The organism is Metapseudomonas resinovorans (genome assembly GCF_002003485.1).
GTDB classification, from domain to species: domain Bacteria; phylum Pseudomonadota; class Gammaproteobacteria; order Pseudomonadales; family Pseudomonadaceae; genus Metapseudomonas; species Metapseudomonas resinovorans_D.
In genome coordinates this window covers 107,715-121,938 of sequence record NZ_BDMA01000095.1, presented here as the reverse complement: position 1 = coordinate 121,938, position 14,224 = coordinate 107,715, and the positions used below count along the sequence as shown (strand labels likewise).

Below are 14,224 nucleotides of genomic sequence, written 5' to 3'. Positions count from 1 at the left end.
TCATGCTCAAACGCAACTGGCGGCGCCTGCTGCTCATCCTGATCCTCATCCTGGTCGGCGCCGCCCTGTTGGTCTGGAGCCGCCCGGCGCCTCAGGCGCGGCTGGATCACCCGAAATCGCCGGATGGCAGCGCCATGACCCTGGCCAGTCCGGCTGGCGCCGTGCAGCACCGCGTGCTGTTGCTTGCCCGCGGCGACCAACGCCTGGCCGACGCTGACCTGCTGGCGCTGGCCCGCAGCGGCAATGCCCGCCTGCTGCAACTGGACCTGCCTGAAAAGGATTGCACGGCGCAGCAGCAACGCCTGCAGCTGGCCCGTGACACCCTCGGCGGCGAGCCTGGGCTGGTGGCCGGCATCGGCCCGGGCGCGTCCTTTGCGTGGCGCTGGCTGGCCAGCCAGGGCGACGACAACGCCCGGGCCGTGTCCATCGACTTCAGCCTGGACACCCCGGACTGCCCCGCCGCCCTGCCGCAACGGGCTCCCCACGGCCACTGGATAGCGGCGTGGAACGACAACCCGGACGACCCCAGCGCCGCATTCGCGCGCAACCAGGCCAACGCCGAAACCCTGATCAGCGACTACGACACCAGCCTCGTGCAACTGCTCCAGCAGCGCCTCGCCAACCTGCTGCAGGGCCAGGGCGAGCCTCTGCCAGTGGTGGAAGTGCCGGCGGCCAAACCCGTCGAAACCGTCACCCTGTTCTATTCCGGTGACGGCGGCTGGCGTGATCTGGACCGCGCCGTGGCGGACGAGATGGCCAAGCGTGAGCATCCAGTGGTCGGCATCGACGCGCTGCGCTACTTCTGGCAGCACAAGAGTCCTGAACAGGGTGCCGCCGATCTCAGTCGGCTGATGAAGCAGTACCGTGAAAAGTGGGGCGCCAAGCGCTTCGTGCTGGCCGGCTACTCCTTTGGCGCCGACGTGCTGCCCGCCTTCTACAACCGACTGCCCAAGGCCGACCAGGACCAGGTGGACGCGATCCTGCTGCTGGCTCTCGCGCGTAGCGGCAGCTTCGAAATCGAAGTGCAGGGCTGGCTTGGCAAGGCCGGCCAGGAAGCCGCCACCGGCCCCGAACTGGCCAGACTGCCGTCCACCAAGGTGCTGTGCGTGTTCGGCAAGGAAGAAGCCAACGAAAGCGGCTGCACCCAACCGGGGGCCGTCGGGGAAAACCTGGAGCTGCCGGGAGGCCACCATTACGACGAGAACTATCCGGCATTGGCAGAGAAACTGCTGGCAGCAGTGGAGAAACGGCAGGTATCGCTGGCAAGGGATTGATCTGCGTTCAGATTCGCTTAAGACAAAGCGGCTATCCTCTCCGGCCGTTTCGATAACGAGAAAGAGGAACCCTGATGAGTCTCAAGAACGCACCTGCCCGCTACGGGAGCCTGTCCATCGCCCTGCACTGGCTGATGCTTGTCCTGATTGCAGCCGTTTATGCCTGCATTGAGCTGAAGGGCAACTTCCCCAAAGGCAGCGAAACTCGCGAACTGCTCAAGCACTGGCATTTCATGCTCGGCCTGGCCGTGTTCTTCCTGGTTGGGCTGCGCCTGATCGGGCGGATGATGTCGCCAACTCCGGCCATCCAGCCCGCGCCGGCAAGCTGGCAGAACGCCCTCGCCAAGTTCATGCACCTGGCGCTCTACGCGCTGATGATCGGCGCGCCCCTGGCCGGCTGGCTGATTCTCAGCGCTGCCGGTAAGCCCATCCCCTTCTTCGGCCTTGAACTGCCCGCGCTGATCGGCCCGAACAAGGAATTGGCCGGCCAGATCAAGGAACTCCACGAGCTGGCTGGCACCGCGGGTTACTGGCTCATTGGCCTGCATGCGGTGGCCGCGCTGTTCCACCACTACGTGAGCCGGGACAACACCCTGGTGCGGATGCTGCCGGGGCGTAACTGACCCCTCGTGAAATCGGACGTAGGGTGCCGAAATCCGCCTCGTGGGGCGTTGCAGACCTGTAGCGCCCCCTCAAATCTCTACCTGCGTTCCCAACTCGATCACCCGATTCAGCGGCAGGTTGAAGTACTTCAGGTTGCTGTTGGCGTTCTTCAGCAGGAAGGCGAACAAGGCCTCCCGCCAACGCGCCATGCCGATGCGTTTGGTGGGGATCACCGTCTCGCGGCTGAGGAAGTAGGTGGTGCTCATCGGGCTGAAATTCAGTTCATTGAGGTGGCAGAGCTTGAGCGCCGCCGGTACGTCCGGCTCCTCGATGAAACCGAAGTGCAGGATCACCCGGAAGAAACCATCGCCGTAGGCATCCACTTCGAAGCGCCGATCCGGTGCCACCCGTGGCGTGTCCTCGCTGATCACCGTTAGCAACACCACCTGCTCATGCAGTACCTGGTTGTGCAACAGGTTGTGCAACAGCGCGTGGGGCACGGCGTCCGTCCGCGCGGTGAGGAACACGGCAGTGCCCTGCACCCGATGCGGCGGCTGCGAACGGATGCTGGCGATGAACAGCGGCAATGGCAGCGCGGATTCGTCCAGGCGGTCGACCACGATCTGCTTGCCGCGCTTCCAGGTCGTCATCAGGACGAACAACGCGGTACCGGCGATAACCGGGAATGCGCCACCCTGGACGATCTTTGGCACGTTGGCGGCGAAGAACAGGCTGTCGACGAAGAGGAAGCCCAGCAGCACCGGAACCGCCAGCCACCAGGGCGTTTTCCACAGCAGCAGCATTACGACCGACACCAGCAACGTCGTGATAAACATGGTGCCCGTCACCGCCACGCCGTAGGCCGAGGCCAGCGCCCCGGACGATTCGAAGCCCAGCACCAGCAACACCACGCCCACCATCAACGACCAATTCACCGCGCCGATATAGATCTGCCCCTGCTCCCGCTGCGACGTGTGCTGCACGAACATGCGCGGGATGTAGCCGAGTTGCATGGCCTGATGGGTCAGAGAGAAAGCACCGGAAATCACCGCTTGGGACGCGATCACGGTCGCCAGGGTGGACAGCAGGACCATGGGCAGCAGCGTCCAGCCCGGCGCCAGCAGATAGAAGGGGTTACGCGCAGCGGACGCATCGCCCAGGATCGCCGCGCCCTGACCGAAGTAGTTCAGCACCAGCCCCGGCAGCACCAGGAAGAACCAGGCTCGGGCGATGGGCTTGCGGCCGAAATGTCCCATGTCGGCGTAAAGGGCCTCGGCACCAGTCAGCGCCAGCACCACCGCCCCGAGGATGGCCACGCCTACGTGCGGGTGAGTCATGAAGAAGTGCACGCACCAGTACGGGTTGAGCGCCTTCAATACCTCCGGCTGCTGAACGATGCCGTAGATCCCCAATGCGCCAAGCACGCTGAACCAGAGCACCATGACCGGCCCGAAGAAAATCCCGATCCTCGCAGTGCCGTGCTTCTGGATGAGAAACAGCCCCACCAGCACGATCAGCGATAGCGGCACCACCCAGTGGCTGATGCCGTCGAATGCCAGATCGAGACCTTCGATAGCCGAAAGCACCGAGATTGCGGGGGTAATCATGCTGTCGCCGTAGAACAGCGCCGTGCCGAACAGGCCGAGCAGCACCACCGTTACCTTCAGCCTGGGGTAGGACTTGGCAGCGCGCTGGGCCAGGGCGGTCAACGCCATGGCGCCGCCTTCCCCGTCGTTATCGGCGCGTAGCACGAACAGCATGTACTTGATCGAGACCACCCAGATCAGCGACCAGAAGATGAGCGAAAGAACCCCCAGGACCCCGTCATGGTTGACCTGGACGCCGTACTGTTCGGAAAACACTTCCTTGAGGGTGTACAGCGGGCTGGTGCCGATATCGCCGTAGACCACCCCGGCTGCGGCAACCAGCATGCCGAGGCCGGAAGCCGTGTGTCCGGCATGCTGCTCGGCAGGTTGCGAGATGCTTTCGCTCATCTAAACCTTCCTGTTGATGACTGTTGCCGCGCATCAAATCGAGAAGCCTTCCCTGCAATGAGAAGCATCCCACTCATTCCTCACCAGCTTCCTACAGGCTAGCCGCGAAATGACAACAGATGAGGGTGGAAATGGCTGACGCCTGCCGCTAGAATTGCGCACTTTTTGATCAGAGGCGCCCTCCCGAGCGCCCATCGAGGTTAGCCGCAATGTCCACCGCTACTCCCAAAGTCGGATTCGTCAGCCTGGGTTGCCCGAAGGCCACTGTCGACTCCGAACGCATCCTCACCCAGCTGCGCATGGAAGGCTACGAGATCGTGCCGACCTACCAGGATGCCGACGTAGTGGTGGTCAACACCTGCGGTTTCATCGACAGCGCCAAGGCAGAATCCCTGGATGCCATCGGCGAAGCCATCGCCGAGAACGGCAAGGTGATCGTCACCGGTTGCATGGGCGTGTCCGAAGACTCCATCCGTGACGTGCACCCCAGCGTGCTGGCCGTGACCGGTCCGCAGCAGTACGAGCAAGTGGTCAGTGCCGTGCACGAAGTGGTCCCGCCGAAAGTCGACCACGACCCCTTCGTCGACCTCGTGCCGCCGCAGGGCATCAAGCTGACCCCGCGTCACTACGCCTACCTGAAGATTTCCGAAGGCTGCAACCACAGCTGCAGCTTCTGCATCATCCCCTCCATGCGAGGCCGTCTGGTCAGTCGCCCGGTAGGCGATGTGCTGTCCGAGGCCGAACGCCTGGTCAAGGCCGGCGTGAAGGAGCTGCTGGTGATCTCCCAGGACACCAGCGCCTACGGCGTCGACCTCAAATACAAACTGGACTTCTGGAACGGCCAGCCGGTGAAAACCCGCATGCTGGAGCTCTGCGAAGCCCTGTCCGCCATGGGCGTGTGGGTCCGCCTGCACTACGTCTATCCGTACCCCAATGTGGATGACGTGATCCCGCTGATGGCCGAAGGCAAGCTGCTGCCTTACCTGGACATTCCCTTCCAGCACGCCAGCCCGAAAGTGCTCAAGTCCATGAAGCGCCCGGCGTTCGAGGACAAGACCCTGGCGCGCATCAAGAAGTGGCGCGAGATCTGCCCGGACCTGACCATCCGTTCCACCTTCATCGTCGGCTTCCCCGGCGAAACCGAAGAAGACTTCCAGTACCTGCTGGACTGGCTGACCGAAGCCCAGCTGGACCGCGTCGGCTGCTTCCAGTACTCCCCCGTGGAAGGCGCACCGGCCAACGACCTGGGCCTGGAACCGGTGCCGGACGATGTGAAACAGGACCGCTGGGAGCGTTTCATGGCGCACCAGCAGGCCATCTCCACCGCTCGCCTGCAGCTGAAGATCGGCCGCGAAATGGACGTGCTGATCGATGAAGTCGACGACGAAGGCGCCGTGGCCCGCTCCTGGGCGGACGCGCCGGAGATCGATGGCAGCGTGTTCATCGAGTCCACCAGCGTGAAGCCGGGCGACAAGGTGCGCGTGCGCATTGTCGACGCCGACGAGTACGACATGTGGGCCGAGCTGGTCTGAGTCGATAGCTGAATGGAAGAGCCCCGCTGATGCGGGGCTTTTTCTTTTGGGCACACTCATGCGCCCTCTTAGTCGTAGGATGTGGTTGAGCGCAGCGATACCCATCAACAGAGCCCCACCATGCTCAAGGTCTTCTACGACGGCGCCTGCCCGCGCTGTATTGCCGACCGGCGCTGGTACGAATCCCTCCCCCGCGCCGCCGCAGGCGTGGAATGGATCGACATCACCGGCCGCGACGGAGAACTGCGTGCCCTTGGCATCGATCCGTACCTCGCCCTCACCGAACTCCATGTCCAGGATGAAGCCGGCCGCATTCACCGCGAGCTGGATGCCTACATCCTCTTGCTCGCCCGTGTTCCGAGGCTGGCCCCGCTGGCCTGGCTGATCGACCTGCCGCTCATCAAACCGCTCCTGTCACTGGCCTATCGCCGCTGGGTACTGCGCCGCCTGCGCCGGGACGGCAGGCTCTAGGGGCAAGGTCTAGACTCGCTTCATCCATGGACCACGCGGACCTAGAACAATGACTACCGAGAACCGCCAGGTAACCCTCTACCACTGCCCCTATACCCGATCCACAGGGGCGTTGACCCTGCTGGAAGAACTGGGTGTGGAGTACAACCTCCACGTGATGAACATGAAGCTCGGCGAGCAGCGCAAGCCCGAGTTCCTCGCCATCAACCCCATGGGCAAGGTGCCTACGCTCACCCACGGCGATGCCGTGGTCACCGAGCAGGTTTCGGTCTACCTCTACCTCGCCGATCTCTACCCCGAAGCCAAACTGGCACCGCCGCTGGGCGATCCCCTGCGCGGACCGTACCTGCGCTGGATGGTGTTCTACGGCTCCTGTTTCGAACCAGCCGTGGTGGATCGCGTGCAGAAGCGCGAGCCAATCCCCGAATCGCGCTCGCCCTACGGCGATTTCGACAGCGTCATGAAGACCCTGCTCGGCCAGTTCAAGGAAGGTCCCTGGCTGCTTGGCGAACGGTTCACTGCCGCCGACGTGCTCTGGGGCAGCGCGCTGAACTGGACGACCCAATTCGGACTGATTCCGGAGGTCCCGGCGATCAAGGACTACATCGCGCGTTTCATCGAACGCCCGGCCTACAAGCGCGCCCTGGCCAAGGATGCCGAGCTGGCGGCTTCCCAGGCGGCTCCGGCGTGACAATGCCGCTGTATTCCGCGCCTCGATAATGCCCCCGCCCCGGCTATGCCGGGGCTAGGGTATGGGCCTTTCCCGGCTCAATCGCGAGGTTCGCAATGCACCCTTATTTCAGTCTTCAGGGCCGCACAGCCCTGGTCACCGGTGGTACCCGTGGCATCGGTCGAATGATCGCACAGGGCTTTCTCGAAGCCGGGGCCCGCGTATTCATCTGCGCCCGTGACGCCGAAGCCTGTCGTGAAACTGCAGCCGAACTCTCCGTCTTCGGCCAATGCGAAGGCCTGGCTGCGGACCTATCCAGTGAAGAAGGCGCCAGGAACCTGGCCGAAGCGCTGGCGCAACGCACGGAACAGCTGGACATCCTGGTGAACAACGCCGGTACCACCTGGGGCGCGCCCCTGGAAAACTATCCGGCGAAAGGCTGGGAGAAGGTCATGCAGCTCAACGTCACCTCGGTATTCAGCTGCATCCAGCAGTTGCTGCCCCTGCTGCGCAAGGCCGGCAGTGAAGCGAGCCCGGCACGGGTGATCAATATCGGCTCGGTGGCGGGCATTACCTCCCACGGCGAGGAAGCCTACGCCTACGGCCCGAGCAAGGCCGCGCTGCATCAGCTGTCGCGGATGCTGGCCCGTGAACTGGTGGCCGAACACATCAACGTCAACGTGATCGCCCCCGGCCGCTTCCCCAGCAAGATGACTCGCTTCATCGCCAACGACCCGGAAGCCATGGCACGCGATACCGCGCTGATCCCGATGAAGCGCTGGGGACGGGGTGAAGAGATGGCCGCGCTGGCCATCAGCCTGGCCAGCACCGCCGGGGCCTACATGACCGGCGCGATCATTCCCATCGACGGTGGTTTCCACCTGTAGCCGGTCTATTGCGCGGCGCCCGGAGCGGCGCTAGGGTAGCCGCGCACTTCACCGGAATTACCCCCATGCGCCTCACCCTCCTCACCCTGCTGCTGACCCTGGCCATCCCGAGCTTCGCCGCGCCGGTCCCATTCTTCATCTGGCAAAGCAAGCTGGACGGCGCGCTGACTTGCGCCCAGACCAGCCCGGGCGAAGGTTGGCTGCGCCTGGGTGGGGCATTCCGCGACGCCGGCTGCCGCGTTCCCTATTGATATGCAGCACGTCATCTCGCCGGTCGGCTACGTCCGCTCCTGCTTCAAGGAAAAATTCGCCATCCCGCGCCAGCCGCATCTGGCGCCAGCCGCCCGCGGCGTACTGGAACTGGTGCCGCCCTTCGACACAGGCGAAGCCGTGGCAGGCCTGGAGCAGGTCAGCCATGTCTGGCTGCTGTTCCTCTTCCACCAGGCGCTGGAAGACAAGCCGCGCCTGAAGGTGCGTCCGCCGCGCCTGGGCGGGAACCAGTCCATCGGCGTGTTCGCCAGCCGCTCCACTCACCGTCCCAACGGCATCGGTCAGTCGGTGGTAAAGCTGGAAAAGGTCGAGGCCGGGCGACTCTGGCTATCCGGCATCGACCTGCTGGACGGCACTCCGGTAATCGACATCAAACCCTATGTGCCCTACGCCGATCGCCAGGATGGCGCACTGAATGCCATTGCCGACGCGGCGCCAGGCCTGATTCCCGTGGACTGGGAACCAAGTGCCCTGCTCCAGGCCCATGAGCATGGCCAGCGCCTGGGTGAGCCCCTGGCCGAACTGGTAGAACAGTGCCTCGCGCAGGACCCGCGCCCGGCCTATCAGAAGCCCGAGCCCGAGCGCCGCTACGGGGCGCGGTTGTGGGATGTGGATGTGCGCTGGCACTACCCCGAACCGGGGCGAATTCGCGTGCTGGAGATTGCGCGGGGCTGAGTTTTCCGGGGCAGCACCAACCGTCGCAGCTGGCGCATGGCCGGACGTGTAGGAGCGAGCTTGCTCGCGAAAAGATCCTGCCCGGGCTGTTCGCGAGCAAGCTCGCTCCTACAAAAAAGATGACTCATGCCCCCACAGCCGCTGCTCAACGGGCGGGATTGAGCGCCAGCGAATCCGCCTCGATACAGTCCTGTTCGAGTATCAGCGGCTCCACCAGCGGCCGGCTGGCGAGGAAGTGCGGGGTCAGCATATGTGCCTCGAATGCGGCTTCGTCGGTATAGACCTCATAGAGCCATACCAGGTTGGGATCGCTGCGATCCTGCAGCACATCGAACACCAGGCAGCCGGGCTCATCGCGCACCGAGGCGGCGGCATTGATACGCATGGCATCCATGAACGCGTCCAGGCTACCGGGACGCAGACGGGTTTTGAGGAGAAGGCAGTACACGTTTAACTCCGTTTTGTCTTATATTTCCAAAAAATTGTATACAAAAATGGAGTCAAAGAAATGCCCAGCCGTCCAAGCCGCCTCAATGGCCTGCGCCATATCGCCATCGTCGTGCCCAACCTGGAGGAATGCGAGCGCTTCTACGTGGATGTGCTGGGCATGGAAGTCCTCAACCGCGCCAACGAAGACCTGGTCTATCTCACCTGCGGTAACGACAATCTCTCCCTCGGTCGCGCTTTTGTCCCCAGCAGCGGCGCGCAGGCAGTGGATCACTATGGCTTCGTTGTAGACAGCCTCGACGAGCTGGAGGCCTGGTACCACTACCTCAAGGCCCAGGGCGTGACCATGCTCGACCGTCCCTTCGCCCATGGCGACGGCGCCCACAGCTTCCACGTGCTGGACCCGGCCGGGAACAAGATCCAGCCGATCTACCACCCGGCGATCTCCGGGCAACGCTTCAGCTCTCCGGTCTGACTCCCTGGAAACGACAAAGCCCGCCAATTGGCGGGCTTTGTGTTGGAGCGTTCGAGGCTTACTTCTCTACGAAGGCGCGCTCGATCAGGTAGTCGCCCGGCTCGCGCATACGCGCGGAGATCTTCAGGCCGAAGCTGTCGAGCACTTCGCTGGTCTCGTCGAGCATGCTCGGGCTACCGCAGATCATCGCGCGGTCATCCTGAGGGTTGATCGGCGGCAGGCCGATGTCCTCGAACAGCTTGCCGCTGCGCATCAAATCGGTCAGGCGGCCCTGGTTCTCGAACGGTTCGCGGGTCACGGTGGGGTAGTAGATCAGCTTGTCTTTGACGGCCTCACCGAAGAATTCGTTCTTCGGCAGGTGGTCGGTGATGAACTCGCGGTAGGCGACTTCGTTCACGTAGCGTACGCCGTGGACCAGGATGACCTTCTCGAAACGCTCGTAGGTTTCCGGGTCCTGGATCACGCTCATGAAGGGCGCGAGGCCCGTGCCAGTGCTCAGCAGGTACAGGTGCTTGCCGGGATTCAGGTCATCGAGGACCAGGGTGCCGGTGGGCTTCTTGCTGATGATGATCTCGTCGCCTTCCTTGAGGTGCTGCAGCTGGGAGGTCAGCGGACCATCCGGCACCTTGATGCTGAAGAACTCGAGGTGCTCTTCCCAGTTCGGGCTGGCGATGGAGTAGGCGCGCATCAGCGGACGGCCGCTGGGCTGTTGCAGGCCGATCATGACGAACTGGCCATTCTCGAAGCGCAGGCCCGGATCGCGGGTGCACTTGAAGCTGAACAGCGTGTCGTTCCAGTGATGAACGCTGAGGATGCGCTCGGAGTTCATGTTGCTCATTTACGGGGCTCCGAAAGTTTGGGAATTCGCCAGCGCCGCACAGGTCAGGGGGCGCAATTGCGCGACATTGTAATGACCGCCACAATATCTGTTAACTGAATTATCAAGATATAGGTTATCGGTTATATAGATATGCGATTTACTCTCAGACAAATGCAGGTTTATGTCGCCGTCGCACAGCAGGAAAGCGTTTCCCGTGCTGCGGAGCAGTTGTCGCTGTCGCAATCGGCGACCAGTACTTCACTGACCGAACTGGAACGCCAATCCGGCTGCCAGCTGTTCGACCGGGCAGGCAAGCGCCTCAGTCTCAGCGCCCTCGGTCGCCAGTTGCTGCCCCAGGCCGTGGCTCTGCTGGACCAGGCGCGCGAGATCGAGGATCTGCTCAATGGCAAGACGGGCTTCGGGTCCCTTGATGTCGGCGCCACACTCACTGTGGGCAACTATCTAGCCACGCTCTTGATCGGCGCCTTCATGCAACGCCACCCGGAATGCCAAGTAAGTCTGCATGTGCAGAACACGGCGAATATCGTCCAGCAGATCGCTCTGTACGAACTTGATCTGGGTCTAATCGAAGGCGACTGCCAGCACCCGGATATCGAAGTCGTGCCCTGGGTGGAAGATGAACTGGTGGTGTTCTGCGCACCTCGGCACCCGCTGGCAGCCAAGGGCCAGGCGAGCATGGAGGAGCTGAGCCGCGAGGCCTGGATCCTTCGCGAGCGCGGTTCCGGCACACGGCTGACCTTCGACCAGGCCATGCGTCATCACCCTACTCCGCTGAACATCCGGCTGGAACTCGAACACACCGAGGCAATCAAGCGTGCGGTGGAGTCGGGCCTGGGCATCAGTTGCATCTCGCGCCTGGCCCTGCGCGATGCCTTTCGCCGCGGCAGCCTGGTGCCGCTGGAAACCCCGGACATCGATTTGCGCCGGCAGTTCTACTTCATCTGGCACCGGCAGAAATTCCAGACGGCAGCCATGCGCGAGTTTCTCGAACAGTGCCGGGAGCTGACCGCAGGCGTTAACCGCAGCGACGAGATCGTGCTGCCACCGATAGCCTGAGGATTACCCGAGGAGAATGGTTGCCCAGACGGCCGTGATCAGGGTCAGCGCCGTGAACTGCGCCGCACTGCCCATGTCCTTGGCATTCTTCGACAGCGGATGGCGTTCAAGCGAGATGCGATCGATGGCCGCTTCCACGGCCGAGTTCAGCAATTCGACGATCAGCGCCAGCAGACAGGCACCGATCATCAGCGCGCGTTCGCCACGACTGACATCAAGGAAGAACGAAAGCGGAATCAGCACCACATTGAGCAGCACCAGTTGGCGGAAAGCGGCTTCGCCGGTGAAGGCGGCGCGCAGGCCGTCGAACGAATAGCCTGCGGCATTGAGGATGCGTTTGAGGCCGGTCTGGCCTTTGAATGGCGACATAGGAGAAGGGCTTTTGAAAGGAGCGCGCAGCCTAACGCAACGCGCTTCAAATTTGCGTGAAATGCCCGGGCTCAGGCCGAAGGAATCGATTCCATCTGTTGCAGCAGCAGTGCGGCCTGAGTGCGGGTGCGAACGTTGAGCTTGCGGAAGATGGCCGTTACGTGAGCCTTCACCGTGGCTTCGGAGACATGCAGCTCGAAAGCGATCTGCTTGTTCAGCAGCCCTTCGCAGACCATGGTCAGTACGCGGAACTGCTGGGGTGTCAGGCTGGCGAGGCCTTCGCTTGCAGCCTTGGCTTCGTCGGACAGGGCCGGGGCTTCCTGCAGCTGCGGCGGCCACCAGGTGTCGCCATCGAGTACCGCACGCACCGCGCTCTGGATCACTTCCAGCGGGCTGGACTTGGGAATGAAGCCACTCGCACCGAACTCGCGGGAACGTGCGACGACCGCCGCTTCTTCCTGGGCAGAGATCATCACGACGGGAATCTGCGGGTACTGGCCACGCAGCAGCACCAGCCCGGAGAAGCCATAGGCGCCAGGCATGTTCAGGTCGAGCAGGACCAGATCCCAGTCAGCACGCTCAGCCAGCCGGCTCTCGAGTTCGGCAATACTCGCCGCTTCCACCAGTCGCGCATCAGGCCCGAGGCCCAGGGTCAGGGCTTGCTGCAGGGCGCTGCGGAACAGCGGGTGGTCATCGGCGATGAGAATTTCGTATGAGGCCATGGGCATGTCCTTTTTGTAATGGGCCCAGACACGCCTCTCTGGGGTGTGGAGAGGCATTTCGGCACAACGGGATACGCTGACCAGGACCCGAAGCTTGATACGGGCAGGCCGTAAAGCGGCGCTCAGAATGCCGAGCCGGGACGGGGTGGTCAAGTCGAACGCTTTGCGGCAAAGTTCCCGGCTTTTCCCGTCGAGAAACACCATGCGAAGCCAAGCATTGCGCGCCGATATCCTGATGCTGATCACTGCCGCCATCTGGGGCGCAGCTTTCGTCGCCCAGCGCCTGGGTATGGATGCGATCGGCCCCTTCCTCTATACCGGCCTGCGCTTCGCCCTTGGCGCACTGATTCTCTTGCCCTTGCTGCTGATACTGCCCAAGCCAGCCGTCAAGCAACCGCTCAATCGCGGCATGCTGCTCGGCGGCCTGCTGATGGGCCTGGCGCTGTCGCTGGGAATCAACCTGCAGCAGGTGGGCCTGCTCTTCACCAGCGTCACCAACTCCGGATTCATCACCGGCCTCTACGTCATCATCGTGCCGCTGCTGGGACTCTTCCTCGGCCATCGGACCGGCATGGGAACCTGGCTGGGGGCCAGCCTGGCGGTCGTCGGCATGTTCCTGCTCAGCGTCGGTGAAGGGTTCCACGTGGCATCCGGTGACTGGCTGCAACTGGCGGGGGCCTGCGTCTGGGGTGTGCATGTGCTGCTGGTGGGCTTCTTCGCCAGCCGCTACGACCCGATCCGCCTGTCCATCCTGCAGTTCGCCGTGTGCGCGGTGGTCAGCCTGGTGCTGGCGGTCGTGTTCGAAGAGATCCGGTTCGACGCCATCCTCCAGGCCGGACCGGCCATTCTCTATGGCGGCGTCATCGCCGTTGCCATCGGCTACACCCTGCAGGTGGTTGCGCAGCGCCATGCCATCGCTTCCCACGCCGCCATCATCCTGTCCCTGGAGGCGGTATTCGCCGCCATCGCAGGGGCCCTGCTGCTGGATGAGTCCCTGCACGCGCGCGGCTACTTCGGCTGTGCCCTGATGTTCACCGGCATGCTGGTGGCCCAGCTCTGGCCACAGAAACGCGAAACCGAGGCGACCCCGGCCAAGGCCGAAGCCTGATCAGAGGAAGGCGCTGAGCGCCAGGTGCGCCGGGCTTGCCTCGTCCAGAGGCAGCTTGTGCTTGGCGCCCAGGTAACGTTCGGTGAACACATCCAGATAGGCGTTCAGCGCGCCCCCGGCCTGCTCATCACCCGCCAGCTCCAGGCACAGCGCGCCGACTTCGGCGGTGCACAGGTGCTCTTCGTTCTTCCTGCGGCGCAACTGATAGCGGGAAATCTGCTCCGGCGTCAGGCTGAGCACCGGAAAGCGGTCCAGATAGGGGCTCTTGCGGAACATCTTGCGCGCTTCGGTCCAGGTGGCATCGAGCAGAATGAACAGTGGCCGCTTGCCCTCCGCCACTTCGACGCTGTCCACCACGCGCTCAGGCGCCGCGTACTCACCGGGGAACACCAGATAAGGTTGCCACTTCGGGTCTTCCAGCAAGGCGAGCAACGCCTCGTCCACCTCGATACGCGACCAGCCGAACGCCCAGGTGTCAGGCACGAGGTCAGCGATCAGCCAGCCGGTGTTGCTCGGCTTCATCGGCTCGGAGTAGTACATCATCAGGCACACACCGGAACGCACCTGGACCGTGGGACGCCAGGCGCAGAAGCAATATTCGAAGGCGACCCTGCACCCCGGGCAGCGTGGCGAACGCGACCCACGGGCCACAAAGGGACGGGTGCTGCGCGCAAGGCAATCGGCGCGCAGGCGGGAAACGGCGTGACTCATCGAAGCGGATTCCAATACAGCAGCTGCTCGACCCGCATACCGGATGGCGGCCTGCGCGTCAGAATGGTCGGAAAGGATCGAACGATTCTACCAGAGGCGCCGTGACGCGCCGTCGGCCG

The 14,224-nt window shown here is 63.3% G+C and carries 17 protein-coding genes; 11 read left to right on the top strand and 6 right to left on the bottom strand.

Translation table 11 applies throughout. From position 1 onward, the window contains the following. The first annotated feature begins 2 nt into the window (after positions 1-2). Complete coding sequence (locus MnOB_RS27555; protein ID WP_077527724.1) at positions 3-1,274, top strand: virulence factor family protein; 1,272 nt, start codon at positions 3-5, stop codon at positions 1,272-1,274. A 74-nt stretch (positions 1,275-1,348) separates the two neighbouring features. Beyond that, positions 1,349-1,897, top strand: a complete 549-nt coding sequence (locus MnOB_RS27550) for a cytochrome b (protein ID WP_077527723.1) — start codon at positions 1,349-1,351, stop codon at positions 1,895-1,897. A gap of 69 nt (positions 1,898-1,966) precedes the next feature. Here the strand turns inward: MnOB_RS27550 and MnOB_RS27545 are convergent, their stop codons facing one another. After that, on the bottom strand, positions 1,967-3,871 hold the full coding sequence (locus MnOB_RS27545; RefSeq protein WP_077527722.1) for a potassium transporter Kup: 1,905 nt from the start codon (positions 3,869-3,871) through the stop codon (positions 1,967-1,969). A gap of 209 nt (positions 3,872-4,080) precedes the next feature. On the opposite strand from MnOB_RS27545, the gene rimO reads away from it, so the two are divergent. From rimO to tsaA, 6 genes are all read left to right on the top strand, one after another. Then, the gene (gene rimO / locus MnOB_RS27540) at positions 4,081-5,403 is read left to right on the top strand and encodes a 30S ribosomal protein S12 methylthiotransferase RimO (protein WP_077527721.1); all 1,323 of its coding nucleotides are present in this window, start codon (positions 4,081-4,083) and stop codon (positions 5,401-5,403) included. A 120-nt stretch (positions 5,404-5,523) separates the two neighbouring features. Next, positions 5,524-5,874 carry a thiol-disulfide oxidoreductase DCC family protein gene (locus tag MnOB_RS27535; protein ID WP_077527720.1) on the top strand — a complete coding sequence of 117 codons (351 nt, stop codon included), beginning with the start codon at positions 5,524-5,526 and terminating at the stop codon, positions 5,872-5,874. Positions 5,875-5,923: 49 nt separating this feature from the next. Then, a complete protein-coding gene (locus tag MnOB_RS27530; RefSeq protein ID WP_077527719.1) occupies positions 5,924-6,565 on the top strand; it encodes a glutathione S-transferase family protein in 642 nt (213 codons plus the stop codon). Between the two features lie 95 nt (positions 6,566-6,660). Continuing rightward, complete coding sequence (locus tag MnOB_RS27525) at positions 6,661-7,431, top strand: SDR family oxidoreductase (RefSeq protein ID WP_077527718.1); 771 nt, start codon at positions 6,661-6,663, stop codon at positions 7,429-7,431. Positions 7,432-7,496: 65 nt separating this feature from the next. Further along, on the top strand, positions 7,497-7,682 hold the full coding sequence (locus MnOB_RS27520; RefSeq protein ID WP_077527717.1) for a hypothetical protein: 186 nt from the start codon (positions 7,497-7,499) through the stop codon (positions 7,680-7,682). A gap of 1 nt (position 7,683) precedes the next feature. After that, a complete protein-coding gene (gene tsaA, locus MnOB_RS27515) occupies positions 7,684-8,376 on the top strand; it encodes a tRNA (N6-threonylcarbamoyladenosine(37)-N6)-methyltransferase TrmO (protein WP_077527716.1) in 693 nt (230 codons plus the stop codon). A 145-nt stretch (positions 8,377-8,521) separates the two neighbouring features. Here the strand turns inward: tsaA and MnOB_RS27510 are convergent, their stop codons facing one another. Then, on the bottom strand, positions 8,522-8,824 hold the full coding sequence (locus tag MnOB_RS27510) for a putative quinol monooxygenase (protein WP_077527715.1): 303 nt from the start codon (positions 8,822-8,824) through the stop codon (positions 8,522-8,524). A gap of 60 nt (positions 8,825-8,884) precedes the next feature. Between MnOB_RS27510 and MnOB_RS27505 the strand changes: the two genes are divergently transcribed. After that, the gene (locus MnOB_RS27505; RefSeq protein WP_077527714.1) at positions 8,885-9,298 is read left to right on the top strand and encodes a VOC family protein; all 414 of its coding nucleotides are present in this window, start codon (positions 8,885-8,887) and stop codon (positions 9,296-9,298) included. A gap of 58 nt (positions 9,299-9,356) precedes the next feature. Here the strand turns inward: MnOB_RS27505 and fpr are convergent, their stop codons facing one another. After that, positions 9,357-10,136 (bottom strand): ferredoxin-NADP reductase, encoded by a 780-nt coding sequence (gene fpr, locus MnOB_RS27500; protein ID WP_077527713.1) that lies wholly within the window; start codon positions 10,134-10,136, stop codon positions 9,357-9,359. A 132-nt stretch (positions 10,137-10,268) separates the two neighbouring features. Between fpr and MnOB_RS27495 the strand changes: the two genes are divergently transcribed. Then, complete coding sequence (locus tag MnOB_RS27495; protein WP_077527712.1) at positions 10,269-11,195, top strand: LysR family transcriptional regulator; 927 nt, start codon at positions 10,269-10,271, stop codon at positions 11,193-11,195. A 3-nt stretch (positions 11,196-11,198) separates the two neighbouring features. On the opposite strand, the gene MnOB_RS27490 is transcribed toward MnOB_RS27495, so the two are convergent. Together MnOB_RS27490 and erdR are read right to left on the bottom strand one after the other, a co-directional pair. Then, entirely contained in the window at positions 11,199-11,564 is a 366-nt protein-coding gene (locus tag MnOB_RS27490; protein WP_077527711.1) for a diacylglycerol kinase, read from the bottom strand. A gap of 71 nt (positions 11,565-11,635) precedes the next feature. Further along, on the bottom strand, positions 11,636-12,286 hold the full coding sequence (erdR, locus tag MnOB_RS27485; protein WP_077527710.1) for a response regulator transcription factor ErdR: 651 nt from the start codon (positions 12,284-12,286) through the stop codon (positions 11,636-11,638). A 127-nt stretch (positions 12,287-12,413) separates the two neighbouring features. Between erdR and MnOB_RS27480 the strand changes: the two genes are divergently transcribed. Continuing rightward, positions 12,414-13,394, top strand: a complete 981-nt coding sequence (locus tag MnOB_RS27480) for a DMT family transporter (RefSeq protein ID WP_371580492.1) — start codon at positions 12,414-12,416, stop codon at positions 13,392-13,394. Here the strand turns inward: MnOB_RS27480 and MnOB_RS27475 are convergent, their stop codons facing one another. Then, the gene (locus MnOB_RS27475) at positions 13,395-14,105 is read right to left on the bottom strand and encodes a tRNA-uridine aminocarboxypropyltransferase (protein WP_077527708.1); all 711 of its coding nucleotides are present in this window, start codon (positions 14,103-14,105) and stop codon (positions 13,395-13,397) included. Between the last annotated feature and the right edge of the window lie 119 nt (positions 14,106-14,224).

What these genes read in the sequence shown, in the direction of transcription:
- MnOB_RS27480 (WP_371580492.1), top strand. Translation starts at nt 12,414, where the DNA reads ATGCCGAGCCGGGACGGGGTGGTCAAGTCGAACGCTTTGCGGCAAAGT.
- MnOB_RS27545 (WP_077527722.1), bottom strand. Translation starts at nt 3,871, where the DNA reads ATGAGCGAAAGCATCTCGCAACCTGCCGAGCAGCATGCCGGACACACG.
- MnOB_RS27530 (WP_077527719.1), top strand. Translation starts at nt 5,924, where the DNA reads ATGACTACCGAGAACCGCCAGGTAACCCTCTACCACTGCCCCTATACC.
- erdR (WP_077527710.1), bottom strand. Translation starts at nt 12,286, where the DNA reads ATGGCCTCATACGAAATTCTCATCGCCGATGACCACCCGCTGTTCCGC.
- MnOB_RS27505 (WP_077527714.1), top strand. Translation starts at nt 8,885, where the DNA reads ATGCCCAGCCGTCCAAGCCGCCTCAATGGCCTGCGCCATATCGCCATC.
- rimO (WP_077527721.1), top strand. Translation starts at nt 4,081, where the DNA reads ATGTCCACCGCTACTCCCAAAGTCGGATTCGTCAGCCTGGGTTGCCCG.
- MnOB_RS27495 (WP_077527712.1), top strand. Translation starts at nt 10,269, where the DNA reads ATGCGATTTACTCTCAGACAAATGCAGGTTTATGTCGCCGTCGCACAG.
- MnOB_RS27520 (WP_077527717.1), top strand. Translation starts at nt 7,497, where the DNA reads ATGCGCCTCACCCTCCTCACCCTGCTGCTGACCCTGGCCATCCCGAGC.
- MnOB_RS27535 (WP_077527720.1), top strand. Translation starts at nt 5,524, where the DNA reads ATGCTCAAGGTCTTCTACGACGGCGCCTGCCCGCGCTGTATTGCCGAC.
- fpr (WP_077527713.1), bottom strand. Translation starts at nt 10,136, where the DNA reads ATGAGCAACATGAACTCCGAGCGCATCCTCAGCGTTCATCACTGGAAC.
- tsaA (WP_077527716.1), top strand. Translation starts at nt 7,684, where the DNA reads ATGCAGCACGTCATCTCGCCGGTCGGCTACGTCCGCTCCTGCTTCAAG.
- MnOB_RS27555 (WP_077527724.1), top strand. Translation starts at nt 3, where the DNA reads ATGCTCAAACGCAACTGGCGGCGCCTGCTGCTCATCCTGATCCTCATC.
- MnOB_RS27475 (WP_077527708.1), bottom strand. Translation starts at nt 14,105, where the DNA reads ATGAGTCACGCCGTTTCCCGCCTGCGCGCCGATTGCCTTGCGCGCAGC.
- MnOB_RS27550 (WP_077527723.1), top strand. Translation starts at nt 1,349, where the DNA reads ATGAGTCTCAAGAACGCACCTGCCCGCTACGGGAGCCTGTCCATCGCC.
- MnOB_RS27525 (WP_077527718.1), top strand. Translation starts at nt 6,661, where the DNA reads ATGCACCCTTATTTCAGTCTTCAGGGCCGCACAGCCCTGGTCACCGGT.
- MnOB_RS27490 (WP_077527711.1), bottom strand. Translation starts at nt 11,564, where the DNA reads ATGTCGCCATTCAAAGGCCAGACCGGCCTCAAACGCATCCTCAATGCC.